Raw genomic sequence first — 24,637 nt, 5'->3', positions numbered from 1 at the left:
CGAGCCTACAAAGTTCGTGCGACGAGTAGGCCGGATAAGGCGTTCACGCCGCATCCGGCACGGTTGCTTACTCTAAATCTTCGCCGTTACTGGCAATCACTTTTTTATACCACCAGAACGATTTCTTACGCGTGCGCGCCAGTGTGCCGTTACCTGCATCGTCACGGTCTACATAGACAAAACCGTAGCGTTTGCTCATTTCACCCGTTGAGGCGGAAACCAAATCAATACAGCCCCAGGTGGTGTAGCCCATCAGCGGAATGCCGTCTGCAATCGCTTCGCCCATTGCGCGGATGTGCTCGCGTAGATAGCTGATGCGATAGTCATCGTTAATCTCACCATTGGCAGCAAATTCATCTTTTGCGCCGAGGCCGTTTTCCACCAGAAACAGCGGCTTCTGATAACGGTCGTACATCATGTTCATGGTGATGCGCAGACCGAGTGGATCAATACCCCAGCCCCAGTCGCTCACTTGCAGATACGGGTTACGCAGCGATTTCACCACGTTCGCCGCACTGCTGTTGTTGGTGTTCATCTCCGCCGAGGCGCAGCGCGAGGCGTAATAGCTGAAGGAGACAAAATCGACGGTATTTTTCAGGATCTCATCATCGCCAGGCGCTTTGTCGATGGTTACCCCTTTTTCGCGGAATACGCGGGCAGAGTAAGCCGGATACGCGCCCCGCGCCTGCACATCGATAAAAAACAGGTTTTCGCGATCTTTCTCCAGCGCCGCCCAGACATCTTCCGGCTTGCAGCTATAAGGGTAGAAGTTACCGCCCGCCAGCATACAGCCCACCTGATTTTGCGGGTTAACCTCATGGGCGATTTTGGTGGCTAATGCACTGGCAACCAGTTGGTGATGTGCGGCCTGATATTTCACCTGATCCTGATTTTCCCCTTCTTCAAACACCAGACCCGCGCCGGAGAACGGGCTATGCAACATAATGTTGATTTCATTGAAGGTTAGCCAGTATTTCACCAGGCCATCAAATGCTTCAAAGCAGGTCCGGGCGTAGCGGCTGAAAAACTCCACCAGCTTGCGGTTACGCCAGGAGCCATATTCCGTCACCAGATGCATCGGCACATCGAAGTGACACAACGTGACCAGCGGTTCGATTCCGTACTTTTTACACTCTTCAAAGACAGAACGATAAAAAGCAATGCCTTGCTGGTTGGGCGTCAGCTCATCGCCCTGCGGAAAGAGGCGGCTCCAGGCAATCGAGGTGCGGAAAACCCTGAATCCCATCTCTGCCATCAGGGCGATATCTTCTTTATACCGATGATAAAAATCCGTCGCCTCATGGCTGGGATAAAACTCGTCATCGCGCAACTGAAAACGTTTTTCCAGCCCCAGTTTCACCGTCATTCGATGCTCGCCGTGCGGGATCATATCGACCGTGGTCAGCCCTTTGCCGCCTTCACGGTACGCGCCTTCAGACTGGTTGGCGGCAAGCGCGCCGCCCCATAAAAAACCTTGCGGAAATACTGACATTTTCATCCTCAATTAAGACTTATTTCTTTGGCGACGATCGGTTGTGCGCCCTGATGCTTTCGCGCTTCGGCAGCCGCTTCCTCAACAGGGATATCCTCAAAGCCGAGCAACAGTGTGAGGATAAACGACAGCACGACCGCCAGTGCCATGACGGCGAACACCCAGACGATGCTCATTGGATTTGCCGGATCGAAGAACTGTACGCTGGTAAATAACCCCGGCGCTGCCATTGAGTGGCTGGCAAGCCCCGCCATACCGGCAACCGCGCCGCAAATAAAACCGCTGATAAGACTGGCGATAAGCGGACGTTTCAGACGGATCGCCACGCCGTATAACGCCGGTTCGGAAATCCCCGCCATAATGGCTGATGCCGCCGCAGCCAGCGCCGTCTGGCGTAGTTCCGGGTTTTTCGTTTTCCACGCCACCGCCAGCGATGAACCGCCCAGCGACAGGTTAGCGCCGATTTCTGACGGCATGACCATCCCTTCTTTTCCGGTTTCGGCAATGGTCTGAATGATGGTTGGTGTAAAGACGCGGTGCATCCCGGTCATTACCAGCAGTGGCCACAGCGCGCCCATAATGGCGACAGAAAGCCAGCCCAGATAACCATGAATGGTGTAAACCAGCGCCGAAATGGCGCTACCGATCCAGATACCAATCGGGCCAATCAGCAGGATTGCCAGCGGTGCGGCAATCAACACAATCAGCATCGGCTTGAGGAAGTTTTTCGTCACCGCCGGCGTAATGCTGTCCACCCAGCGTTCGATATATGACAGGCACCAGGTCATCACCAGCGCCGGGATCACCGTGTAGGTGTATTTCACCGCTGTGACCGGAATCAGGGCAAATTCGACATGTTCACCCTGGGCCGCTTTTGCCATCAATTCAATAAAACTCGGATGTACCAGCACACCCGCGATGGCAATCGCCAGCGACATATTGGTTTTAAATTTGATGGCGGCAGATGCCGCGACCATTAGCGGCAGGAAGAAGAAAGCACCGTCACCAATCACATTCAGAATGGTTAAGGTCGGCGATCCTTTTGTCAGCACACCGCTCATCTCGAGGATCATCGCCAGCAGTTTGACCATCGATCCGCCGATAATCGCCGGGATCAGCGGTGACATAGTGCCGATCAGCGCATCAAGGATCCCTGCACCAATGCGACGTAGCGTGAGTTTGGGTTTATCCACGGGCAGGGCGGGTTGCATATCTCCCGGCAGCAGGCTGACGACTTCCTGAAAGGCCTGCGAAACGGTATTGCCGATAATCACCTGGCACTGGTTGTCGCTACGTACCACGCCGAGCACGCCGGAGATGGTTTTTAACGTGGGGCTGTCGATAAGCTGGTCGTCTTTGATAACAAAGCGCAAACGCGTCATACAGTGCGTGACCGCCGAGATGTTATCAACGCCGCCCAGTGCCGCTATCACCGAGCGCGCCAGCGCCGCATAATTTTTGGCCATCGGATTTTATCCTGTTATCAGTAGGGTAGAGGTAGTTGTTATCAGTCGACGTGACGGGAAAATGCCGATGCTGAAACGGAAATAAGAAACCGGTTTCACAAAATCATGAATAGTTGTCATTTAATAAGCAAGAGAGTTGATTGTTCATTTTTTATATTTGTGAAACCGGTCACCTGAATATTTTTCCCGCTGATTGCGCAAGGACAACCAGCCAACGGTGCAGTAAACTGCGATGACTGCGTGTAAAGGGATGAAAACAATGACGACAATGCTGGAAGTGGCGAAGCGCGCCGGGGTTTCAAAAGCGACCGTTTCCCGCGTGCTTTCAGGTAATGGCTACGTCAGCCAGGAGACGAAAGATCGCGTGTTTCAGGCGGTGGAAGAGAGCGGTTACCGCCCTAACTTGCTGGCGCGCAATCTGTCGGCGAAGAGTACTCAGACGCTGGGGCTGGTAGTGACCAACACGCTTTACCACGGCATTTATTTTAGTGAATTACTGTTTCATGCCGCGCGGATGGCGGAAGAGAAAGGGCGGCAACTGTTGTTGGCTGATGGTAAACACAGCGCCGAAGAAGAGCGCCAGGCGATTCAGTATCTGCTGGATCTGCGCTGCGACGCTATTATGATTTACCCGCGTTTTTTAAGCGTGGATGAGATTGATGACATCATTGACGCCCACAGTCAGCCGATAATGGTGCTCAATCGCCGCCTGCGCAAAAACAGCAGCCATAGCGTCTGGTGCGATCATAAACAGACCAGCTTTAACGCCGTGGCAGAGTTGATAAACGCCGGACATCAGGAGATTGCTTTCCTTACCGGCTCGATGGATTCCCCCACCAGCATTGAGCGTCTTGCCGGATATAAAGACGCGCTGGCGCAGCATGGTATTGCGCTCAATGAAAAACTTATCGCTAACGGTAAATGGACGCCCGCCAGCGGAGCCGAAGGGGTAGAAACGTTGCTCGAACGTGGGGCTAAATTTAGCGCGTTAGTCGCCAGTAATGATGATATGGCGATAGGTGCGATGAAAGCGTTACACGAGCGCGGCGTAGCGGTGCCAGAGCAGGTGTCAGTTATCGGATTCGATGATATCGCTATTGCCCCCTACACCGTTCCGGCGCTCTCCAGCGTAAAAATTCCGGTAACTGAGATGATTCAGGAAATTATTGGACGGCTGATTTTTATGCTCGATGGCGGGGATTTCTCACCGCCGAAAACTTTCAGTGGAAAACTGATCCGCCGCGACTCCCTCATTGCTCTTTTGCGATAAACATTGTCATCACATGTCATCGTCACTTGTGTCGATGACATCGTTTTCTCTGCATTACAGAATTTAATTTCCTTAAATAACAGCAAATTAAAAACTGGCATGATTTGTGAATGTATCGGCGCATTAACTGTCATTGCTGGAGAATTTGATGAACCGTTTCATCATTGCTGACGCGAGTAAATGTATTGGTTGCCGTACCTGTGAAGTGGCGTGCGTGGTTTCTCATCAGGAGAATCAGGACTGTGCATCGCTGACCCCGGAAACTTTTTTACCGCGAATCCATGTCATTAAAGGTGTGAACATTTCCACTGCTACGGTTTGCCGTCAGTGTGAAGATGCACCGTGCGCTAACGTCTGCCCGAATGGTGCTATCAGCCGTGATAAAGGGTTTGTTCATGTGATGCAGGAACGTTGCATTGGTTGCAAAACCTGCGTTGTGGCTTGCCCGTATGGCGCGATGGAAGTGGTGGTACGTCCGGTGATTCGCAACAGCGGTGCGGGGCTGAATGTACGTGCAGACAAAGCCGAAGCCAATAAATGCGACCTGTGCAACCATCGTGAAGACGGCCCGGCGTGTATGGCGGCTTGCCCGACCCATGCGCTGATTTGTGTCGATCGTAATAAACTTGAACAACTGAGCGCAGAAAAACGTCGCCGCACGGCGCTGATGTTCTAAAAATCTTACAGAACTGTTCTGGCATCAAAGGAATTCCCGAAAATATTCGTAGAATACGGGGCGGGCGATATCGCCGACCTGTGACTGCCGGATGCGACGCGCTCGTGTCCGGCAGGGCGGGTTACGCAATTCATGATGGCGGGAATAACTCAATGGCAAAAAACACATCTTGCGGTGTCCAACTGCGTATTCGTGGCAAAGTGCAGGGCGTCGGTTTTCGTCCGTTTGTCTGGCAGCTGGCGCAGCAATTAAATCTTCACGGCGATGTCTGTAATGACGGCGATGGCGTAGAAGTCCGACTGCTGGAAGACCCGGAAACGTTTCTTGCGCAATTGCATCTGCATTGTCCGCCGCTGGCGCGTATTGATAGCGTCGAGTGTGAACCTTTTACCTGGTCACAACTGCCCACTGAGTTCACTATCCGCCAGAGCGCAGGTGGCGCCATGAATACGCAAATTGTTCCCGATGCCGCCACTTGTCCTGCTTGCCTTGCCGAAATGAATACCCCAGGCGAGCGGCGTTATCGTTATCCGTTTATCAACTGTACTCACTGTGGCCCGCGTTTCACCATTATTCGCGCGATGCCTTACGACCGCCCGTTTACCGTGATGGCGGCGTTTCCGTTGTGTCTGGCCTGTGATAAAGAATATCGCGACCCGCTCGATCGTCGCTTCCACGCCCAGCCGGTGGCCTGCCCGGAGTGTGGCCCGCATCTTGAATGGGTAAGTCATGGCGAACGTGCCGAGCAAGAGGCGGCATTACAGGCAGCTATCGCACAGCTAAAAGCGGGTAACATTGTCGCCATCAAAGGGATTGGCGGATTTCATCTCGCCTGCGATGCGCGTAACAGTAACGCGGTGGCGACACTACGGGCACGCAAACATCGCCCGGCGAAACCGCTGGCGGTTATGTTGCTAGTGGCAGAAGATTTACCAGACGCTGCCCGTCAGTTGCTTACCACGCCCGCCGCGCCGATTGTGCTGGTGGATAAAAAATACGTACCTGAGCTTTGTGATGATATCGCCCCAGGCCTTAACGAAGTCGGGGTAATGTTGCCTGCGAACCCGCTCCAGCATTTGCTGTTACAGGAACTGCAATGCCCGCTGGTGATGACCTCCGGCAACCTGAGCGGTAAACCACCGGCTATCAGCAATGAACAGGCGCTGGCGGATTTGCAGGGCATTGCCGACGGATTCTTGATACATAACCGCGATATCGTGCAGCGGATGGATGATTCGGTGGTGCGCGAAAGCGGCGAAATGCTGCGCCGGTCGCGGGGGTATGTGCCGGACGCGTTGGCTTTGCCTCCGGGCTTTAAAAATGTTCCGCCTGTGCTGTGTCTCGGCGCGGATCTGAAAAATACCTTCTGCCTGGTGCGCGGTGAGCAAGCGGTGTTGAGTCAGCATCTGGGCGATTTAAGTGACGATGGCATCCAGATGCAGTGGCGCGAAGCGTTACGCCTGATGCAAAACATCTACGATTTCACCCCGCAATACGTTGTGCATGACGCGCATCCGGGTTATGTCTCCAGCCAGTGGGCGCGTGAGATGAATCTGCCGACGCAAACGGTACTGCATCACCATGCCCACGCGGCGGCGTGCCTGGCAGAACACCACTGGCCGTTGGATGGCGGTGATGTCATTGCTTTGACGCTCGACGGTATTGGTATGGGGGAGAACGGCGCTTTGTGGGGCGGCGAGTGCCTGCGGGTGAACTATCGCGAATGCGAGCACCTTGGAGGTTTGCCTGCGGTGGCGCTTGCTGGTGGCGATTTGGCTGCAAAGCAGCCGTGGCGAAACCTGCTGGCGCAGTGCCTGCGCTTTGTGCCGCAGTGGCAGAGTTATCCCGAAACGGCAAGTGTGCAACAGCAAAACTGGAGCGTGCTGGCACGAGCCATTGAGCGTGGAATCAATGCGCCGCTGGCGTCATCGTGTGGGCGTTTGTTCGATGCCGTAGCGGCGGCGCTGGGCTGTGCGCCAGTCACGTTAAGTTATGAAGGTGAAGCGGCTTGTGCTCTGGAGGCGCTCGCAGCCTCATGCGACGGAGTGACGCATCCGGTGATGATGCCGCTGGTGGACAATCAACTGGATCTCGCCACTTTCTGGCAGCAGTGGCTGAACTGGCAGGCACCGGTTAATCAACGCGCGTGGGCGTTTCATGATGCGCTGGCGCAGGGTTTTGCCGCGTTGATGCGTGAGCAGGCTACGATGCGTGGTATCACTACGCTGGTATTTAGCGGCGGGGTTATTCATAACCGTTTGCTTCGTGCACGTCTGGCGCATTATCTCGCTGATTGCACATTGCTTTTTCCACAGAGTTTACCGGCGGGTGATGGCGGTTTGTCTCTGGGGCAGGGGGTTATTGCTGCGGCGCGTTGGTTGGCAGGGGAAGTCCAGAACGGATAAAACGTGCTGCATTTGGACACCATTGCCGGATGCGGCGTAAACGCCTTATCCGGCCTACACATGCGTCCCCGTAGGTCGGATAAGACGCGCCAGCGTCGCATCCGACATTTTAGGCACAGTAGCCCACCTACACCGGCAACGTTTTCAACAATCCAAATGCCTCTTTCATCCGATCCTCACTGACCACAAAGGCGCGAAGCTGGTCAGCATCGTCAACGCCGCGCGCCACCATTCCCTGGCGTTCGGTATTAATCTGCCAGCGTAAATCCTGACGCTGGGTTTCGCCTGCCAGATGCAGCGGTAATTCCGGCGTTTTGATTTTCACCAACATCGCCGGTAGTTTCAGTGGCGTGTTATTGCCGAGAAGATTTTTTGCCAGCACCATCGCGCTAAGTTGAATCGGCTGGAGGAACGGCAGTACCTGACCGTTAATTTCTGCGCAATCGCCCAGCGCGTAAATATCGGCATTACTGGTTTGCAGATAACTATCGACGCAAACGCCGCGATTAATCGTCAGCCCGGCGCGTCGTGCCAGTGCCGTTTCCGGGCGCAGTCCGGTGGCGGCAATTACCGCATCCACTTCGATGCTGCGCTGGCGGTCCAGCGTTGCCCGAATGCCAGAATCCGTTTTTTCCAGCCCCTGCAACTGAGATTTCAACAGCAGATGAACGCCTATCTCCGTCAACCGATGCTGCAAGCGGCTGCTTACTTCCGGTGGCATTAACGATGCCAGAATACTGGCAGCGTTGTCGATTAGCGTGACCGCTTTGCCTGCACGACAAAAATCCATCGCCAGTTCGCTACCAATCAAGCCACCGCCAACAATCAACACGCGTCGGGCATCCCGCAGTTGTGTTTCACAGGCGCGATACTCTTGCTGACTATTTAACGTCAGCATTAACTCACGCCCGGGCACCGGCGGGACAAAGGCGCTGGCACCGGTTGCCAGCACTAACTTGTCGTATTGCCACTGATTATTCTGGCTTTTCACCACATGGGCTTCGGCATCGATATCCGTCACCCAGGTTTGCGGAAACAGGCGCAGATTAAACTGCTCGGCAAATTCACCCGCTGTCTGGCGGGTAAGGTCGTCGGCACGTTGCCCCTGACTGATAACATGGCTGAGGTCAGGTTTGTTGTACTCATCCATGCTGTCGGCGGCAATCAGGGTTAATGGAATAGTGGCGTCCTGTTTGCGAATATTTTTCACCAGTTGGCGGGCGGCGAAGCCCGAACCAATGATCACAATGCCGTTGCTCATTTTGCCTCCGATGCCAGTTCGTCAAAGACGTCTTTGCCGAGAGAGCATTCCGGGCAGAGGAAGTTATCCGGAACTTCACTCCACGGCGTTCCTGGCGCAACGTCCTGCATTGGCTCGCCTTTTGCCGGATCGTAAATCCACTGGCAGACGCTGCATTGCATCCGTGAGCCGAGGTCAGCCGTCGTGGTGGCACAGGTTTCTTCTTTAACCACCGTATTCACCGTGTTCTGCGGCAGCGGCGAAAGCGCCCATTGACGGGCAATTTCACGACCGTGTTCACGGCATAACTCCAGAGCGTCCTGATCCGGTCGCCATTTGGCTTTCAGGCTAAGCGACATTTCGAAACCTGCATCCTGCAGGCGAGTGGAAAGACGATCCACCGCACCGCCGCTCCAGCCGTGAGAGCCGAAAGCACTGGCGCGTTTATTACGAAAGCGCAATCCGGTCATCTCCTCCACCAGACCGGCGATTTTCGGCATCATCACGTTATTCATCGTCGAAGTGCCGACCAGCACGCCTTTTGAGCGGAAGACATTGGTCAGGATTTCGTTTTTATCGCTTCGGGCGACGTTGAAAATTTTCACCGCTACGCGCGGGTCGGTTTCCGCGATCCCCTGGGCGATAGCGTCAGCCATCATGCGGGTATTATTCGACATGGTGTCGTAGAAAATGGTGATTCTGTCTTCCTGATAATCCGCCGCCCATTTCAGGTACAGCTCGACAATCTGCGTTGGGTTATCGCGCCATACCACGCCGTGAGAGGTCGCTATCATATCGACTGGCAAGTTAAAGCCCAGGATCTCGGTAATTTTCGGCGTTACCAGGCGGCTGAACGGCGTCAGGATATTGGCGTAGTAACGCTGGCACTGCTCGAAAAGCTCGGTCTGATCCACTTCATCGTTGAACAGATGCTCGTCGCAGTAGTGCTGACCAAAAGCATCGTTACTGAACAGCACCGCGTCGCCTGTCAGGTAAGTCATCATGCTGTCCGGCCAGTGCAGCATTGGCGTTTCGACAAAAATGAGCTGTTTGCCGTTGCCGATATCCAGCGTGTCGCCAGTTTTCACCACATTAAAATTCCACTCCGGATGATGGTGATGACCATTTATCGAGTCGATAGCGTTGGCTGTACAGTAGATCGGCGTATCGGGAATTTGCGCCATTAGTTCGGTCAGCGCCCCGGCGTGATCCTCTTCAGCATGGTTAATCACGATGTAATCAATATCCGCCAGATCGATTTCATTACGCAGGTTCTGCACAAATTCGCGGCTGAATTTATGGTCAACGGTGTCGATCAGCACGTTTTTTTCTTCGCGGATGAGGTAGCTGTTGTAACTGCTGCCGCGCAGCGTTTTATATTCCGTGCCGTGAAAATCACGCACTTCCCAGTCACGTTGACCCACCCAATGAATGTTATTTTTCACCACAATAGACATAGCAACCTCAATTTATTCAGCGTGTTCTAAAAAGATGTTTTGTTAATTGCAGATTGCGTGCCAGTTTTTTATCTTATTGTTTTTACTATATAAATTTATTTGTGCTCATTAGTGAGTAGTCAAAATGACTATCAATAAAATGGTCGATATGACAATATCTATAGTCAAATTGACAGTGAGGCAAAGATGAGTTTTTCCGTTGATGTGCTGGCGAATATCGCCATCGAATTGCAGCGTGGGATTGGTCATCAGGATCGTTTTCAGCGCCTGATCACCACGCTGCGTCAGGTGCTGGAGTGCGATGCGTCTGCGTTGCTACGTTACGACTCGCGGCAGTTTATTCCGCTTGCCATCGACGGGCTGGCGAAGGATGTACTCGGCAGGCGTTTTGCGCTGGAAGGGCATCCACGGCTGGAAGCGATTGCCCGCGCGGGTGATGTGGTGCGTTTTCCCGCAGACAGCGAATTGCCCGATCCCTATGACGGTTTGATTCCTGGTCAGGAGAGTCTGAAGGTTCACGCCTGCGTTGGCCTGCCGTTGTTTGCCGGACAAAACCTGATCGGCGCACTGACGCTCGACGGGATGCAGCCCGATCAGTTCGATGTTTTCAGCGATGAAGAGTTACGGCTGATTGCCGCGCTGGCGGCGGGGGCGTTAAGCAATGCGTTACTGATTGAACAACTGGAAAGCCAGAATATGCTGCCGGGCGATGCCGCGCCGTTTGAAGCGGTGAAACAGATGCAGATGATTGGCTTGTCCCCAGGCATGACGCAACTGAAAAAAGAGATTGAGATTGTGGCGGCCTCCGATCTCAACGTCCTGATCAGCGGTGAGACGGGAACCGGTAAGGAGCTGGTGGCGAAAGCGATTCATGAAGCCTCGCCACGTGCGGTGAATCCGCTGGTCTATCTCAACTGTGCCGCACTGCCGGAAAGTGTGGCGGAAAGTGAATTGTTCGGGCATGTGAAAGGAGCGTTTACTGGCGCTATCAGTAACCGCAGCGGGAAGTTTGAAATGGCGGATAACGGCACGCTGTTTCTCGATGAGATCGGCGAGTTGTCGTTGGCATTGCAGGCCAAGCTGCTGCGGGTGTTGCAGTATGGCGATATTCAGCGCGTTGGCGATGACCGCAGTTTGCGGGTCGATGTGCGCGTACTGGCGGCGACTAACCGCGACTTACGCGAAGAGGTGCTGGCAGGGCGATTCCGCGCCGATTTGTTCCATCGCCTGAGCGTGTTTCCGCTTTCGGTGCCGCCGCTGCGTGAGCGGGGCGATGACGTCACTCTTCTGGCGGGGTATTTCTGTGAGCAGTGCCGTTTGCGGCTGGGGCTCTCCCGCGTAGTGTTAAGTTCCGGAGCGCGAAATTTACTGCAACACTACAGTTTTCCGGGAAACGTGCGCGAACTGGAACATGCTATTCATCGGGCGGTAGTACTGTCGAGAGCCACCCGCAGCGGCGATGAAGTGATTCTTGAGGCGCAACATTTTGCTTTTCCTGAGGTGACGTTGCCGACGCCAGAAGCGGCGGCGGTGCCCGTTGTTAAGCAAAATCTGCGTGAAGCGACAGAAGCGTTCCAGCATGAAACCATTCGCCAGGCGCTGGCACAAAATCATCACAACTGGGCCGCCAGCGCACGGATGCTGGAAACCGACGTCGCCAACCTGCATCGGCTGGCGAAACGTCTGGGGTTGAAGGATTAAATAATCCCGGCCTGATAGAAATCCTGCAGGTTAATCGCGCCGGTGAGTTTGCCGTTTTCATCCACCACCGGTGCGGCGGTGATTTTGCGCTTCATCAGGATTTCTTTGGCGTCGATGGCGCGACTTTGTGCCTGTAATGTGGTGCCGCCGACCGTCATCGCTTCATTCACCGGCGTGGTGAGTGCGCCGCCGCCAACCAGCCAGCGACGTAAATCGCCGTCAGTAAAGACGCCTTGTACCTGTTGTTGAGCGTCACATACTGCCACCAGCCCCAGACCGGTGCGGCTGAGTTCCAGCATCGCGTCCATCACGCTGGCGGTTAACGCTACCTGCGGGATGGCATCATCACGGCGCATCAGATGATGCACTTTATTCAGCAAGCGAGCGCCCAGTGCCCCAGCTGGGTGGGAGCGGGCAAAATCTTCTTCATTAAATCCGCGCGCCTGCATGACCGCCATCGCCAGCGCATCGCCCATCATCAGGGTATTGACGGTGCTGGAGGTCGGCGCAAGGTGCATCGGGCAGGCTTCGCGTTCTACGGAAATATCCAGCACCGCTTTCGCCGCCAGACCCAGCGGTGATGTCGGTTTGCCAGTCATCGCCAGCAGGGCGATAGATTTGTCTTCCAGACGCGGAATAATCAGATCCAGTTCCTTCGCGCCACCGGAGTAAGAGATAAACAGCATCACATCGCGGCTTTCAATCATCCCCAGATCGCCGTGCAGTGCTTCTGCGGGATGGACAAAAAAAGCCGGTGTGCCGGTACTGGCAAGCGTTGCGGCGATTTTCTTACCAATGTGGCCCGATTTGCCAATTCCCGAAACCACCACTTTGCCTTCGCAGTGCAGGATGATATTGGCGGCGCGAACAAAATCATCGCCCAGACGTTCCGGTAAACGGCTTGCTTCCTGCAACTCCAGCGTTAATGTCTGACGTCCCGCGTTCAGTAGTGCTTCACTCATTGCTCTCTCCGGTTATGATCACGTCGATCCCTTTCTCTTCCAGCGCCTGACGAAACGCCGGATCGATACCTGCGTCGGTAATCAGTTTATCGACGCTTTCAAGACTGCAAACCACGTTGGGGCTTTTACGGCCAAACTTTGATGAGTCAGCCATCAAAATCACTTCGCGCGCGGCATTACACATCGCCTTACTGACGGTATAGACCTCGTTGAACGTGGTCACGCCCGCATTCAGATCGATGCCATCGGTGCCCATAAATAATTTATCGAAGGTGAAATGCTCGAAGGCATTCTCTGCCAGTTGCCCGTGAAATGAGGCCGATTTTTTGCGAAATGTTCCGCCTGGCATCAGGATGGTTTGTTCGTTATCCAGTTCGGATAGCGCATTGACGATATGCAGGCTGTTGGTCATCACTGTGATGTTATTAAAGCGCGAGAGCAGGGGGACCATCTGCAAAACGGTACTGCCAGCATCAAGAATTATTGAGTCGCCATCATGAATAAAACTAACGGCAGCTTCTGCAATCAGCTCTTTCTTGTGGGTGTTGATGAGCGTTTTATGATCGATAGGCGGATCGGATTCCTCTTTATTCAACACCACTCCGCCATAAGTACGAATGACGGTTCCGGCATGTTCCAGAATGACCAGATCTTTGCGAATGGTGGTGCCTGTGGTGTCAAAGTATTGCGCCAATTCTTCAACCGAGCATTTCCCCTGCTTTTGCAGATACTCCAGAATGGCGGCCTGACGCTGACGAGGTTTCATGGGCGTGATTACCTGATTTAGGTTTCAAAATGATAACTTCGCAAGCTAGTAACATTCACAACGAAATTATCTACGTTTCAGTTTAAGCGCCAATGATAGAGCATTCTGTGATAGTGGATCATGGGGAAAGATCACATCGGGCTTTAAATCACCAGAATACATACCCTTAATTGCGGGAATTTTTTGTGGTCGGGCGAAAACGGTCAGTCCTTTCATAAACAAGGTGTCGGTGACGCGCTGCTGATCGTCCAGGGCGATGGCGACCACGACCCGTGGCTTAAAGCGCCCACTGGAACGGCCTACACCGACGCGCCCTTGCTGGCAGAGCGCGTCGAAGGCTCGATTAAAACGAGAAATTTGCCAGCTGCCTAAGGCCAGTTGCGCACACCAGGCGATAACGGCGACGGTGATGAGAGCTGATACCATAACTTTTCCTTAATGTGGGTACGGTTTTCCCCCTCACCCCAAAGAGGCGAGGGGATCGTCCGAACCCTTTTTGAACATTGTCATCAGTCTGAAATCCTAAAAGGATCTCCGCTGTTGATCAGAACATCACCTGACCACCGGTGACATTGATTGACTGTCCGGTGCAGTACGACGCTTTGGGACTGGCGTAGAACAGCAGCATATTCAGCACATCCTGATAATCGCAGCCGCGTTTGAGCGGTACTTTATCGATGTAATAGTGCTCGACTTCGTCCGGTTTGATACCCAGCTTGGTGGCGTATTGCGGCAACAGTGACTGGAACATCGGCGATTTCAGCAGGTTACCGAGCATCAGCGAATGCACCGTAATGCCGTACTCTGCCAGATCCAGCGCCAGTGATTGAGTCAGCCCTACGCCACCAAATTTCGCGGCGCTGTAGCCAGAGTTATGTTTACTGCCCACCTTGCCGGATTTCGAGTTGATCTGAATAATGCGTCCCTGAATGCCGTCGCGGATCATCAAACGCGAAAATTCACGCGCGCACAGGAAATAGCCCACCAGATTCACCTGTAGCGAACGGTCAAAATCGCCGAGCTGGAAATCGCTGATAAACGCTGCTTTTGCAATTCCGGCGCTGTAGACCAGTAAATCGACGCGACCAAAGATTTCATCTATCCCACGAGAGAGCGCCAGAACGCTCTGCTCGCTGGTGGCGTCAGCACCAAAACCGTACGCCGTTCCCTCACCATATTCGGCGTTAATTTCTTGCGCCACATTTGCGGCTTTGTCGCTCTGAATATCGACAACTGCCACACGATACCCCTCGGCAGCCAGACCATGGCACAGGAACGCGCCCAGAGTTTGCCCACCACCGATGACAACGGCAACCTGATTCATTTTTTACTCCTTAACAGATTCAAACTTCAAAACCGATCCCGGCGCGATATCGTCGGGTACAGGGCCTGCCACATGGACAGTGCCCGGAAATTCCGCTTCGCTTAAACCATCGAAGCGCAGGGTGACATGACCCAGTTCGCGAAGATTGTTCTCCGCCACGCTGCCAACGGCGGTCACCGGATAGCGATGCTGCCCGAGAGAAAATTGCAAACCGGGATGGAGTTCTCCTTTCAATTCGCCGTGGCAATGGATGAAGCAATACTCTTCGAGATCCGCAGGTGCGCCTTCACGAAAGGTGATGAGCATCTGGTCGCTGAAGGCGTCAGTGGCGCTCGCGCCGATACGGGTGATGGTGGTCTGATAAATAACGGTCATGTTTCAGCCTCTATTGATAGATAAAACCGGAGACAAACCAGGCGATCAGTACAGTTGGTGCGCCGGTCAAAAAGCGGCTCACCAGTACAGAAGGAACCCCGACGCGAACCGTGTCCTGACGGGCTTCCGCCAGCGATAAACCGACCGGGATAAAGTCGCAGGCCGCCTGCGCGTTGATGGCAAACAGCGCCGGTAAAGCCAGATGCGGCGGAATATTGCCGAGACCAATCTGCACACCAATCAATACGCCGATAACCTGCGCAATAACGGCGCCTGGGCCGAGGAAAGGTGAAAGCAGCGGGAAGGAGCAGATGAGCGCCAGCATTACCAGCCCCAGTGGATGGCTCGCCAGCGGAGCAAGACCGTGGGCAATCCAGTCTCCAAGGCCGGAGGCCATAATGATGCCGATGAGCGCCGAGACGAACGCCATAAACGGCAGAATGGTTTTTAATACGGTGTCGATAGTGTCGCGCCCGGACTGAAACAGCACGGCAACGGCAGACCCCATGCCCATTCCCACCTTCGCCAGTAAACCATCGCTTTGTTCGGTGATTTTCTTGCTGGCATCGTAGTCACGGCCTACGGAAGAGGGTTGCGGAGTTTCAGCGCCGACCACAGTAATATTTTCTTCTTTCACGCCAGAGACATAAATATCTTCCACGATGTACTGCGCCAGCGGACCGGACTTGCCCGTCGAGTGGATATTAATGGTGGGAATACGCCGTTTTGGATAGATGCCGCAGCGCAGTGTGCCGCCGCAGTCGATTACTGCAACGCCGATTTCCGCTTCCGCTGGTTCACCTTCTTTAAAGCCGTCGATAGCCTGCCAGCCAGTAAGCTGTGCCAGTTTGTCGACAATTGCTGGCCGGGTTCCGGCGGTGATATAGACGATTTTTTTACCTGGCGTGGCTTCCAGTTCAAGCGGGCCACCCCAGCCACCAGTGCCTTTTTCGATCTGAATACGCGTCATGATGTTGCTCCAGCCAGGTGAACTTTCTGTTCAAGTTGAATGCCCATCTTTCTCTCGAAAATGGCGGTGGTCAGGTCGGTCACCCAGCCACGGAAGAAGTTCGTAACCAGACCAACCAGCAGGTAGCTCACTGCCAGTGGGCCAAGTGGCAGATTCAGCGTCGTCAGACCGCTGGCAATTCCCAGATAAACAAACAGTTCGCCGGGGTTGATATGAGGGAAGAGACCGTTCATTGAGTGGCAGCTATAAGAAGCCGCCGCGTAATAGCTGGGTTTGAACTTTTCCGGCATAAAACGGCCCAGGCTTAAGGTCATTGGGTTACAAAAAACAAACGTGCCAATACACGGTAATAGCAGGTAACGGGAAACAGGATTGCCGGCGCAACGTTGAGCAAATCGTTCAATGCGGTGCTGCCCGATAAAATTAATCAGCGCGTTCATGATTACCAGCAGGCTTATCAACAGCGGAAGAATGCCGGTCACCATCCCGGTAAACACCTCTCCACCTTTCTGGAACAGCCCGATGAACCACTCTGCGCCATGAGTAATGGTTTCTATCATTGTTCTCTCCTTTGAAATTTATTGTTTTATTACCAAACGGCAACACAATCTAATCAGATTGAAAGATTTAAAAGTGTTATTTTGATCGCAAAATGAAAGATAAATATTTTAATTTGAAAGTTTGGTTGAAAGGATGGTGAGGAAGGTGATTTGTGTTATGTAAAGTCCGTATTGGGCAGTGACTACCGCTTCCTTGTGCGGGGCGGGATGCTTTACCATACTTGCCCCTGGTTGAATCTGTTAAATGGACTCCTCATGTTCAAGCGTCGTTATGTAACATTGCTTCCCCTTTTTGTGTTGCTTGCCGCCTGTAGCAGCAAGCCAAAACCTACTGAGACTGAAACGACCACCGGAACGCCGTCCGGCGGCTTCCTGCTTGAGCCGCAGCACAATGTGATGCAGATGGGCGGTGACTTCGCTAACAATCCGAATGCGCAGCAGTTCATCGACAAAATGGTGAACAAACACGGCTTCAATCGTCAGCAGTTGCAGGAAATCCTCTCCCAGGCGAAACGTCTGGATTCGGTACTGCGGCTGATGGATAACCAGGCACCAACCACATCGGTGAAGCCGCCATCTGGCCCGAACGGCGCATGGCTGCGTTATCGCAAAAAATTTATTACTCCGGATAACGTGCAGAACGGCGTGGTTTTCTGGAACCAGTATGAAGATGCGCTGAATCGCGCGTGGCAGGTGTATGGCGTACCGCCGGAAATTATCGTCGGGATTATCGGCGTTGAAACCCGCTGGGGACGCGTGATGGGTAAAACTCGCATCCTCGATGCGTTGGCGACGCTGTCATTTAACTACCCGCGCCGCGCGGAGTATTTCTCTGGTGAACTGGAAACCTTCCTGCTAATGGCGCGCGATGAGCAGGACGATCCGCTCAATCTGAAAGGTTCCTTTGCCGGTGCAATGGGCTACGGTCAGTTTATGCCGTCGTCTTACAAACAATACGCAGTGGATTTCAGCGGCGACGGGCATATCAACCTGTGGGATCCGGTTGATGCCATTGGCAGCGTGGCGAACTATTTCAAAGCGCATGGCTGGGTGAAAGGCGATCAGGTCGCTGTAATGGCAAATGGTCAGGCTCCGGGGTTGCCAAATGGCTTCAAAACCAAGTACAGCATTTCACAACTTGCAGCGGCAGGGCTGACGCCACAGCAGCCACTGGGCAATCATCAGCAGGCCAGCTTGCTGCGTCTGGATGTCGGGACGGGGTATCAGTACTGGTACGGTTTGCCGAACTTCTACACTATTACCCGTTACAACCACAGCACTCACTACGCAATGGCGGTCTGGCAGTTAGGACAAGCCGTGGCGCTGGCGCGCGTACAGTAATTATTTGCAAGAGGGAGGTTAAACCTCCCTCTGCTATCTTACTGTTTATTCGAAAGAGATTGCTGACGTAATTGTTTGATTTTCTTAGACAGCGACACTGTATATCCCAGGCAGACAACGCCTAACGCAGCCTGACCAAAATCGAAAGGTTCAAGATAGCCGGAAGATAAAATCTTACATACCACTGCAACCAGGGCGCTGACGCCGCCAATGGTGACCCACATACGCATTTGCGTGGTCTGTTTGAGTACGTTTTGTGGGGGGTTATCCGTTTTCTTTGTTGCCATTACTTTTCTCTCCCTGTGAATACATATCAATGCGAACGCGGCATGGTAGTCTTTTTTCTTTACTGGTTGGTCGTAACAGTCTTATTTCGGAATGCGACTCGTAAAATGAATCGCTCGTCCCCATCTTTTACGGGAAAGTGCTATCTTGTCCGGCATAAATATTTGACTGACAGAGGTTGTGATGACTGACAGTGAACTGATGCAATTAAGCGAGCAGGTAGGGCAGGCGCTGAAAGCCCGTGGCGCAATCGTAACAACCGCTGAGTCTTGTACCGGCGGCTGGGTAGCGAAAGTGATTACCGATATTGCCGGTAGTTCCGCCTGGTTTGAACGCGGATTTGTCACCTACAGTAACGAAGCCAAAGCGCAGATGATCGGCGTGCGAGAAGAGACGCTGGCGCTGCATGGCGCGGTGAGTGAACCCGTCGTGGTGGAAATGGCGATTGGCGCCCTGAAAGCGGCTCGTGCCGATTATGCCGTTTCTATCAGCGGTATCGCCGGGCCGGATGGCGGCAGCGAAGAGAAGCCAGTTGGCACCGTCTGGTTTGCTTTTGCCTCAGCCAGCGGCGAAGGTATTACCCGCCGGGAATGCTTCAGTGGCGACCGCGAAGCCGTGCGTCGTCAGGCGACGGCGTATGCATTGCAGACGCTGTGGCAACAATTTCTACAAAATACTTGATACTGTATGAGCATACAGTATAATTGCTTCAACAGAATATATTGACTATCCGGTAATACCCGGCATGACAGGAGTAAAAATGGCTATCGACGAAAACAAACAGAAAGCGTTGGCGGCAGCACTGGGCCAGATTGAGAAACAATTTGGTAAAGGCTCCATCATGCGCCTGGGTGAAGACCGTTCTATGGATGTGGAAACCATCTCTACCGGTTCGCTTTCACTGGATATCGCGCTCGGGGCAGGCGGTCTGCCGATGGGGCGTATCGTCGAAATCTACGGACCGGAATCTTCCGGTAAAACGACACTGACGCTGCAGGTTATTGCCGCTGCGCAGCGCGAAGGTAAAACCTGTGCGTTTATCGATGCTGAACACGCGCTGGACCCGGTCTACGCACGTAAACTGGGTGTCGATATCGATAACCTGTTGTGCTCTCAGCCGGACACCGGCGAGCAGGCACTGGAAATCTGTGACGCCCTGGCGCGTTCTGGCGCCGTAGACGTTATCGTCGTTGACTCCGTGGCGGCACTGACGCCGAAAGCGGAAATCGAAGGCGAAATCGGCGACTCTCATATGGGCCTTGCGGCACGTATGATGAGCCAGGCGATGCGTAAGCTGGCGGGTAACCTGAAACAGTCCAACACGCTGCTGATCTTCATCAACCAGATCCGTATGAAAATTGGTGTGATGTTCGGTAACCCGGAAACCACAACCGGTGGTAACGCGCTGAAATTCTACGCCTCTGTTCGTCTTGATATCCGTCGTATCGGCGCGGTGAAAGAGGGCGAAAACGTGGTGGGTAGCGAAACCCGCGTGAAAGTGGTGAAGAACAAAATCGCTGCGCCATTTAAACAGGCTGAATTCCAGATCCTCTACGGCGAAGGTATTAACTTCTACGGCGAGCTGGTTGATCTGGGCGTGAAAGAGAAGCTGATCGAGAAAGCGGGTGCATGGTACAGCTACAAAGGCGAGAAAATCGGCCAGGGTAAAGCGAATGCAACTGCATGGCTGAAAGACAACCCGGAAACCGCGAAAGAGATCGAGAAGAAAGTGCGTGAGCTGCTGCTGAGCAACCCGAACTCAACGCCGGATTTCTCTGTAGATGACAGCGAAGGCGTAGCAGAAACTAACGAAGATTTTTAATCGTTATTTATTGATGATAATAGATAATGTTTGCACGGACGGGCCCCTCGCCCCTTTGGGGAGAGGGTTAGGGGGAGGGGAACAGGCCAGCACTGGCATGAAAAATTACTCTCACCTCGATCCTCTGAGTGGCAGGGCCTGCGGGGAAATCCTGCCACTCATTGACTATTAAACCTGTTTGTCAGCAAAACCTGGGTCGCATTTGCGACCCTTTTGCTTTTTAAGTTTTAAGGATATGCCATGACAGAATCAACATCCCGTCGTCCGGCATATGCTCGCCTGTTGGATCGTGCGGTACGCATTCTGGCGGTACGCGATCACAGCGAGCAAGAATTGCGACGTAAACTCGCAGCACCGATTATGGGCAAAAATGGCCCGGAAGAGATTGATGCCACGGCAGAGGATTATGAACGTGTTATTGCCTGGTGCCATGAACATGGCTATCTCGATGACAGCCGATTTGTTGGGCGCTTTATCGCCAGCCGTAGCCGTAAAGGTTATGGACCAGCGCGTATTCGTCAGGAACTGAACCAGAAAGGTATCTCCCGAGAGGCCACAGAAAAAGCGATGCGTGAATGTGACATCGACTGGTGCGAACTGGCGCGCGATCAGGCTACGCGAAAATATGGCGAACCACTGCCAACAGTCTTTTCAGAAAAAGTTAAGATCCAGCGTTTTCTGCTCTATCGTGGCTATCTGATGGAAGATATCCAGGAGATTTGGCGAAATTTTGCCGACTGAACGCATACGGTATTTTACTTCCCAGTCAAGAAAACTTATCTTATTCCCACTTTTCAGTTACCAGCCCAGCGGTTATTAACTTGCTGCTGCTGGTGGCGATATTTCGTTAGCTTGATTTCAGGATAATTATGAGCAAGAGCACCGCTGAGATCCGTCAGGCGTTTCTCGACTTTTTCCATAGTAAGGGACATCAGGTAGTTGCCAGCAGCTCCCTGGTTCCCCATAACGACCCAACTTTGTTGTTTACCAACGCCGGGATGAACCAGTTCAAGGATGTGTTCCTTGGGCTCGACAAGCGTAATTATTCCCGCGCTACCACCTCCCAACGCTGCGTGCGTGCGGGGGGTAAACACAACGACCTGGAAAACGTCGGTTACACCGCGCGTCACCATACCTTCTTCGAGATGCTGGGCAACTTCAGCTTCGGCGACTATTTCAAACACGATGCCATTCAGTTTGCATGGGAATTACTGACCAGCGAAAAATGGTTTGCTCTGCCGAAAGAGCGTCTGTGGGTTACCGTCTATGAAAGCGACGACGAAGCCTACGAAATCTGGGAAAAAGAAGTTGGTATCCCGCGCGAACGTATTATTCGCATCGGTGATAACAAAGGTGCGCCATACGCGTCTGACAACTTTTGGCAGATGGGTGACACTGGTCCGTGCGGCCCGTGTACTGAAATTTTCTACGATCATGGTGACCACATCTGGGGTGGCCCTCCGGGAAGCCCGGAAGAAGACGGCGACCGCTATATTGAGATCTGGAACATCGTCTTCATGCAGTTCAACCGTCAGGCTGATGGCACGATGGAACCGCTGCCGAAGCCGTCTGTAGATACCGGTATGGGTCTGGAGCGTATTGCTGCGGTGCTGCAACACGTTAACTCTAACTATGACATCGACCTGTTCCGCACGCTGATCCAGGCGGTAGCAAAAGTCACTGGCGCGACCGATCTAAGCAATAAATCGCTGCGCGTAATCGCTGACCACATTCGTTCTTGTGCGTTCCTGATAGCGGATGGCGTAATGCCGTCCAACGAAAACCGTGGTTATGTACTGCGTCGTATCATTCGTCGCGCGGTGCGTCACGGCAATATGCTGGGCGCGAAAGAAACCTTCTTCTACAAGCTGGTGGGGCCACTGATCGAGGTCATGGGCTCTGCGGGTGAAGACCTGAAACGCCAACAGGCTCAGGTTGAGCAGGTGCTGAAAACTGAAGAAGAGCAGTTTGCGCGTACTCTGGAGCGCGGTCTGGCGCTGCTGGATGAAGAGCTGGCGAAACTTTCTGGCGATACGCTGGATGGCGAAACTGCTTTCCGTTTGTACGACACTTACGGCTTCCCGGTTGACCTGACGGCTGACGTTTGTCGTGAGCGCAACATCAAAGTTGACGAAGCTGGCTTTGAAGCAGCAATGGAAGAGCAGCGTCGTCGTGCGCGCGAAGCCAGCGGCTTTGGTGCCGATTATAACGCAATGATCCGTGTTGACAGTGCATCTGAATTTAAAGGCTATGACCATCTGGAACTGAACGGCAAAGTGACCGCGCTGTTTGTTGATGGTAAAGCGGTTGATGCCATCAATGCAGGCCAGGAAGCGGTAGTCGTGCTGGATCAAACGCCATTCTATGCAGAATCTGGCGGTCAGGTTGGCGATAAAGGCGAACTGAAAGGCGCAAACTTCTCCTTTGCGGTAGAAGATACGCAGAAATACGGCCAGGCGATTGGCCACATCGGTAAACTTGCTGCGGGTTCTCTGAAAGTGGGCGACGCGGTGCAGGCCGATGTTGATGAAGCGCGCCGTGCTCGTATTCGTCTGAATCACTCCGCAACGCACTTGATGCATGCTGCGCTGCGCCAGATTCTGGGTACTCATGTATCGCAGAAAGGTTCTCTGGTTAACGACAAAGTGCTGCGTTTCGACTTCTCACATAATGAAGCGATGAAACCAGAGGAAATTCGTGCCGTTGAGGATCTGGTGAACGCACAAATTCGTCGTAACTTGCCGATTGAAACCAACATCATGGATCTCGAGGCTGCGAAAGCGAAAGGCGCGATGGCGCTATTTGGCGAGAAGTATGATGAACGTGTACGTGTACTGAGCATGGGCGATTTCTCCACAGAGCTGTGTGGCGGTACTCACGCCAGCCGCACCGGTGATATCGGTCTGTTCCGTATTATCTCTGAATCGGGTACTGCTGCGGGCGTTCGTCGTATCGAAGCTGTAACCGGAGAAGGTGCTATTGCCACCGTTCATGCAGACAGCGATCGCTTAAGCGAAGTTGCGCATCTGCTGAAAGGCGATAGCAATAATCTGGCTGATAAAGTTCGTTCAGTACTGGAACGTACGCGTCAGTTGGAAAAAGAGCTACAACAGCTTAAAGAACAGGCTGCCGCGCAGGAGAGTGCAAATCTTTCCAGTAAGGCAATTGATGTTAATGGTGTTAAGCTGTTGGTTAGCGAGCTTAACGGTGTTGAGCCGAAGATGTTGCGTACCATGGTTGACGATTTAAAAAATCAGCTGGGGTCGACAATTATCGTGCTGGCAACGGTAGCCGAAGGTAAGGTTTCTCTGATTGCAGGCGTATCTAAGGACGTCACAGATCGTGTGAAAGCAGGGGAACTGATTGGTATGGTCGCTCAGCAGGTGGGCGGCAAGGGTGGTGGACGTCCTGACATGGCGCAAGCCGGTGGTACGGATGCTGCGGCCTTACCTGCAGCGTTAGCCAGTGTGAAAGGCTGGGTCAGCGCGAAATTGCAATAATATTAGCGTCAGGCAATGCCGTGGACTTGCTCCACGGCATTCGCATCAACGCTATCGACAACGATAAAGTCAGGTTGAAGTTGTGTATATCGGCTAAACTTAGGTTTAACAGAATGTAATGCCATGACTGCTTACATGTAATGTGTTTGTCATTGCTTACTTTTTGGCGTTATATGATGGATAATGCCGGGATACAGAGAGACCCGACTCTTTTAATCTTTCAAGGAGCAAAGAATGCTGATTCTGACTCGTCGAGTTGGTGAGACCCTCATGATTGGGGATGAGGTCACCGTGACAGTTTTAGGGGTAAAGGGCAACCAGGTACGTATTGGCGTAAATGCCCCGAAGGAAGTTTCTGTTCACCGTGAAGAGATCTACCAGCGTATCCAGGCTGAAAAATCCCAGCAGTCCAGTTACTAATCTTTCCGCGTCTCATCTTTAACGGTGAGACGCACCCTCAAAATCTCTCCTTCACTTCATTTTCTTTTCGCGTTACTCCCGTTCATTCAACGTTAACATCAATTTTTCTGCATCACGCCTACCTGTCATAGGCCATTTTTCTGTTGATAAAATACTCTCTTTGACGTTTTTACAGTCTAATTGAGCGTGAAGTGTGCAAACGATAAAAGTGTGGGAAAAATTGTTTGACTTATAAGTCTCAGAAAGTAATATGTGCGCCACGCAGCGACGATGAGCGATAAACAAGTTCTTCGAAGCACTCGTAAGAGGCGTGTGGTGAGGTGGCCGAGAGGCTGAAGGCGCTCCCCTGCTAAGGGAGTATGCGGTCAAAAGCTGCATCCGGGGTTCGAATCCCCGCCTCACCGCCATTTGCATCCGTAGCTCAGCTGGATAGAGTACTCGGCTACGAACCGAGCGGTCGGAGGTTCGAATCCTCCCGGATGCACCATCTCTTACTTGATATAGCTTTAGTAGCGATATCAAAAAATCTGCAGTAAAGTAAGTTTCCCGATGCATCCGTAGCTCAGCTGGATAGAGTACTCGGCTACGAACCGAGCGGTCGGAGG

General features: G+C 53.0%; 22 protein-coding genes and 2 tRNA genes. 12 read left to right on the top strand and 12 right to left on the bottom strand.

Features of this window, described 5'->3' with window-relative positions:
- Positions 1-67: 67 nt before the first annotated feature.
- Positions 68-1,492 (bottom strand): 6-phospho-beta-glucosidase AscB, encoded by a 1,425-nt coding sequence (gene ascB / locus HEN21_RS14335; RefSeq protein ID WP_176252426.1) that lies wholly within the window; start codon positions 1,490-1,492, stop codon positions 68-70.
- Positions 1,493-1,500: 8 nt separating this feature from the next.
- Positions 1,501-2,958, bottom strand: a complete 1,458-nt coding sequence (gene ascF, locus HEN21_RS14330) for a PTS cellobiose/arbutin/salicin transporter subunit IIBC (protein WP_176252425.1) — start codon at positions 2,956-2,958, stop codon at positions 1,501-1,503.
- 259 nt (positions 2,959-3,217) lie between these two features.
- On the opposite strand from ascF, the gene ascG reads away from it, so the two are divergent.
- The 3 genes from ascG to hypF all read left to right on the top strand — a co-directional run bounded on the left by ascG (position 3,218) and on the right by hypF (position 7,309).
- The gene (gene ascG / locus HEN21_RS14325) at positions 3,218-4,228 is read left to right on the top strand and encodes a DNA-binding transcriptional regulator AscG (protein ID WP_105286500.1); all 1,011 of its coding nucleotides are present in this window, start codon (positions 3,218-3,220) and stop codon (positions 4,226-4,228) included.
- 148 nt (positions 4,229-4,376) lie between these two features.
- The gene (hydN, locus tag HEN21_RS14320) at positions 4,377-4,904 is read left to right on the top strand and encodes an electron transport protein HydN (RefSeq protein WP_001078777.1); all 528 of its coding nucleotides are present in this window, start codon (positions 4,377-4,379) and stop codon (positions 4,902-4,904) included.
- A 152-nt stretch (positions 4,905-5,056) separates the two neighbouring features.
- On the top strand, positions 5,057-7,309 hold the full coding sequence (gene hypF, locus HEN21_RS14315; protein WP_176252424.1) for a carbamoyltransferase HypF: 2,253 nt from the start codon (positions 5,057-5,059) through the stop codon (positions 7,307-7,309).
- A 127-nt stretch (positions 7,310-7,436) separates the two neighbouring features.
- Here hypF and norW read toward each other — a convergent pair whose 3' ends face one another.
- Together norW and norV are read right to left on the bottom strand one after the other, a co-directional pair.
- Complete coding sequence (gene norW, locus HEN21_RS14310) at positions 7,437-8,570, bottom strand: NADH:flavorubredoxin reductase NorW (RefSeq protein WP_176252423.1); 1,134 nt, start codon at positions 8,568-8,570, stop codon at positions 7,437-7,439.
- The gene (norV, locus tag HEN21_RS14305; protein WP_176252422.1) at positions 8,567-10,006 is read right to left on the bottom strand and encodes an anaerobic nitric oxide reductase flavorubredoxin; all 1,440 of its coding nucleotides are present in this window, start codon (positions 10,004-10,006) and stop codon (positions 8,567-8,569) included. Before norV ends, norW begins: the two co-directional genes overlap by 4 nt.
- Before the next feature lie 186 nt (positions 10,007-10,192).
- Here norV and norR point away from each other — a divergent pair, with 186 nt between their 5' ends.
- Positions 10,193-11,707, top strand: a complete 1,515-nt coding sequence (gene norR, locus HEN21_RS14300; RefSeq protein WP_176252421.1) for a nitric oxide reductase transcriptional regulator NorR — start codon at positions 10,193-10,195, stop codon at positions 11,705-11,707.
- On the opposite strand, the gene gutQ is transcribed toward norR, so the two are convergent.
- The 7 genes from gutQ to srlA all read right to left on the bottom strand — a co-directional run bounded on the left by gutQ (position 11,704) and on the right by srlA (position 16,664).
- Positions 11,704-12,669, bottom strand: a complete 966-nt coding sequence (gene gutQ, locus HEN21_RS14295; protein ID WP_176252420.1) for an arabinose-5-phosphate isomerase GutQ — start codon at positions 12,667-12,669, stop codon at positions 11,704-11,706. The genes norR and gutQ overlap by 4 nt on opposite strands.
- Complete coding sequence (srlR, locus tag HEN21_RS14290) at positions 12,662-13,435, bottom strand: glucitol operon DNA-binding transcriptional repressor SrlR (RefSeq protein ID WP_000804550.1); 774 nt, start codon at positions 13,433-13,435, stop codon at positions 12,662-12,664. Before srlR ends, gutQ begins: the two co-directional genes overlap by 8 nt.
- A 66-nt stretch (positions 13,436-13,501) precedes the next feature.
- Positions 13,502-13,861 carry a transcriptional regulator GutM gene (gene gutM / locus HEN21_RS14285; protein ID WP_176252419.1) on the bottom strand — a complete coding sequence of 120 codons (360 nt, stop codon included), beginning with the start codon at positions 13,859-13,861 and terminating at the stop codon, positions 13,502-13,504.
- 118 nt (positions 13,862-13,979) lie between these two features.
- A complete protein-coding gene (srlD, locus tag HEN21_RS14280) occupies positions 13,980-14,759 on the bottom strand; it encodes a sorbitol-6-phosphate dehydrogenase (RefSeq protein ID WP_001077345.1) in 780 nt (259 codons plus the stop codon).
- Between the two features lie 3 nt (positions 14,760-14,762).
- Positions 14,763-15,134: a PTS glucitol/sorbitol transporter subunit IIA gene (srlB, locus tag HEN21_RS14275; protein ID WP_000216197.1), complete on the bottom strand. Its 372-nt coding sequence runs from the start codon at positions 15,132-15,134 to the stop codon at positions 14,763-14,765.
- A gap of 10 nt (positions 15,135-15,144) precedes the next feature.
- A complete protein-coding gene (gene srlE / locus HEN21_RS14270; RefSeq protein ID WP_000196923.1) occupies positions 15,145-16,104 on the bottom strand; it encodes a PTS glucitol/sorbitol transporter subunit IIB in 960 nt (319 codons plus the stop codon).
- Positions 16,101-16,664, bottom strand: a complete 564-nt coding sequence (gene srlA, locus HEN21_RS14265; protein WP_000573315.1) for a PTS glucitol/sorbitol transporter subunit IIC — start codon at positions 16,662-16,664, stop codon at positions 16,101-16,103. The genes srlE and srlA overlap by 4 nt, the downstream gene beginning before the upstream one ends.
- A gap of 255 nt (positions 16,665-16,919) precedes the next feature.
- Here srlA and mltB point away from each other — a divergent pair, with 255 nt between their 5' ends.
- Entirely contained in the window at positions 16,920-18,005 is a 1,086-nt protein-coding gene (gene mltB, locus HEN21_RS14260) for a lytic murein transglycosylase B (RefSeq protein WP_012311623.1), read from the top strand.
- Positions 18,006-18,043: 38 nt separating this feature from the next.
- On the opposite strand, the gene HEN21_RS14255 is transcribed toward mltB, so the two are convergent.
- Positions 18,044-18,292 carry a hypothetical protein gene (locus tag HEN21_RS14255; protein WP_176252418.1) on the bottom strand — a complete coding sequence of 83 codons (249 nt, stop codon included), beginning with the start codon at positions 18,290-18,292 and terminating at the stop codon, positions 18,044-18,046.
- 181 nt (positions 18,293-18,473) lie between these two features.
- On the opposite strand from HEN21_RS14255, the gene pncC reads away from it, so the two are divergent.
- From pncC to HEN21_RS14220, 7 genes are all read left to right on the top strand, one after another.
- A complete protein-coding gene (gene pncC / locus HEN21_RS14250; protein ID WP_032226044.1) occupies positions 18,474-18,971 on the top strand; it encodes a nicotinamide-nucleotide amidase in 498 nt (165 codons plus the stop codon).
- A gap of 79 nt (positions 18,972-19,050) precedes the next feature.
- Entirely contained in the window at positions 19,051-20,112 is a 1,062-nt protein-coding gene (gene recA, locus HEN21_RS14245; RefSeq protein ID WP_000963153.1) for a recombinase RecA, read from the top strand.
- Between the two features lie 240 nt (positions 20,113-20,352).
- Positions 20,353-20,853 carry a recombination regulator RecX gene (gene recX, locus HEN21_RS14240; RefSeq protein WP_176252417.1) on the top strand — a complete coding sequence of 167 codons (501 nt, stop codon included), beginning with the start codon at positions 20,353-20,355 and terminating at the stop codon, positions 20,851-20,853.
- A 128-nt stretch (positions 20,854-20,981) separates the two neighbouring features.
- Positions 20,982-23,612 carry an alanine--tRNA ligase gene (gene alaS / locus HEN21_RS14235; protein WP_000047207.1) on the top strand — a complete coding sequence of 877 codons (2,631 nt, stop codon included), beginning with the start codon at positions 20,982-20,984 and terminating at the stop codon, positions 23,610-23,612.
- A 234-nt stretch (positions 23,613-23,846) separates the two neighbouring features.
- The gene (gene csrA, locus HEN21_RS14230) at positions 23,847-24,032 is read left to right on the top strand and encodes a carbon storage regulator CsrA (RefSeq protein ID WP_000906486.1); all 186 of its coding nucleotides are present in this window, start codon (positions 23,847-23,849) and stop codon (positions 24,030-24,032) included.
- 314 nt (positions 24,033-24,346) lie between these two features.
- Positions 24,347-24,439 (top strand) — tRNA-Ser (locus HEN21_RS14225).
- Positions 24,440-24,442: 3 nt separating this feature from the next.
- Positions 24,443-24,519, top strand: a tRNA-Arg gene (locus tag HEN21_RS14220).
- Positions 24,520-24,637: the final 118 nt, after the last annotated feature.

The sequence above is a fragment of the Escherichia sp. 93.1518 genome, from assembly GCF_013368915.2.
Taxonomy (GTDB): Bacteria; Pseudomonadota; Gammaproteobacteria; order Enterobacterales; family Enterobacteriaceae; genus Escherichia; species Escherichia ruysiae.
The sequence above is the reverse complement of the archived record's forward strand: the minus strand, read 5'-3'. Positions and strand labels throughout refer to the sequence as shown.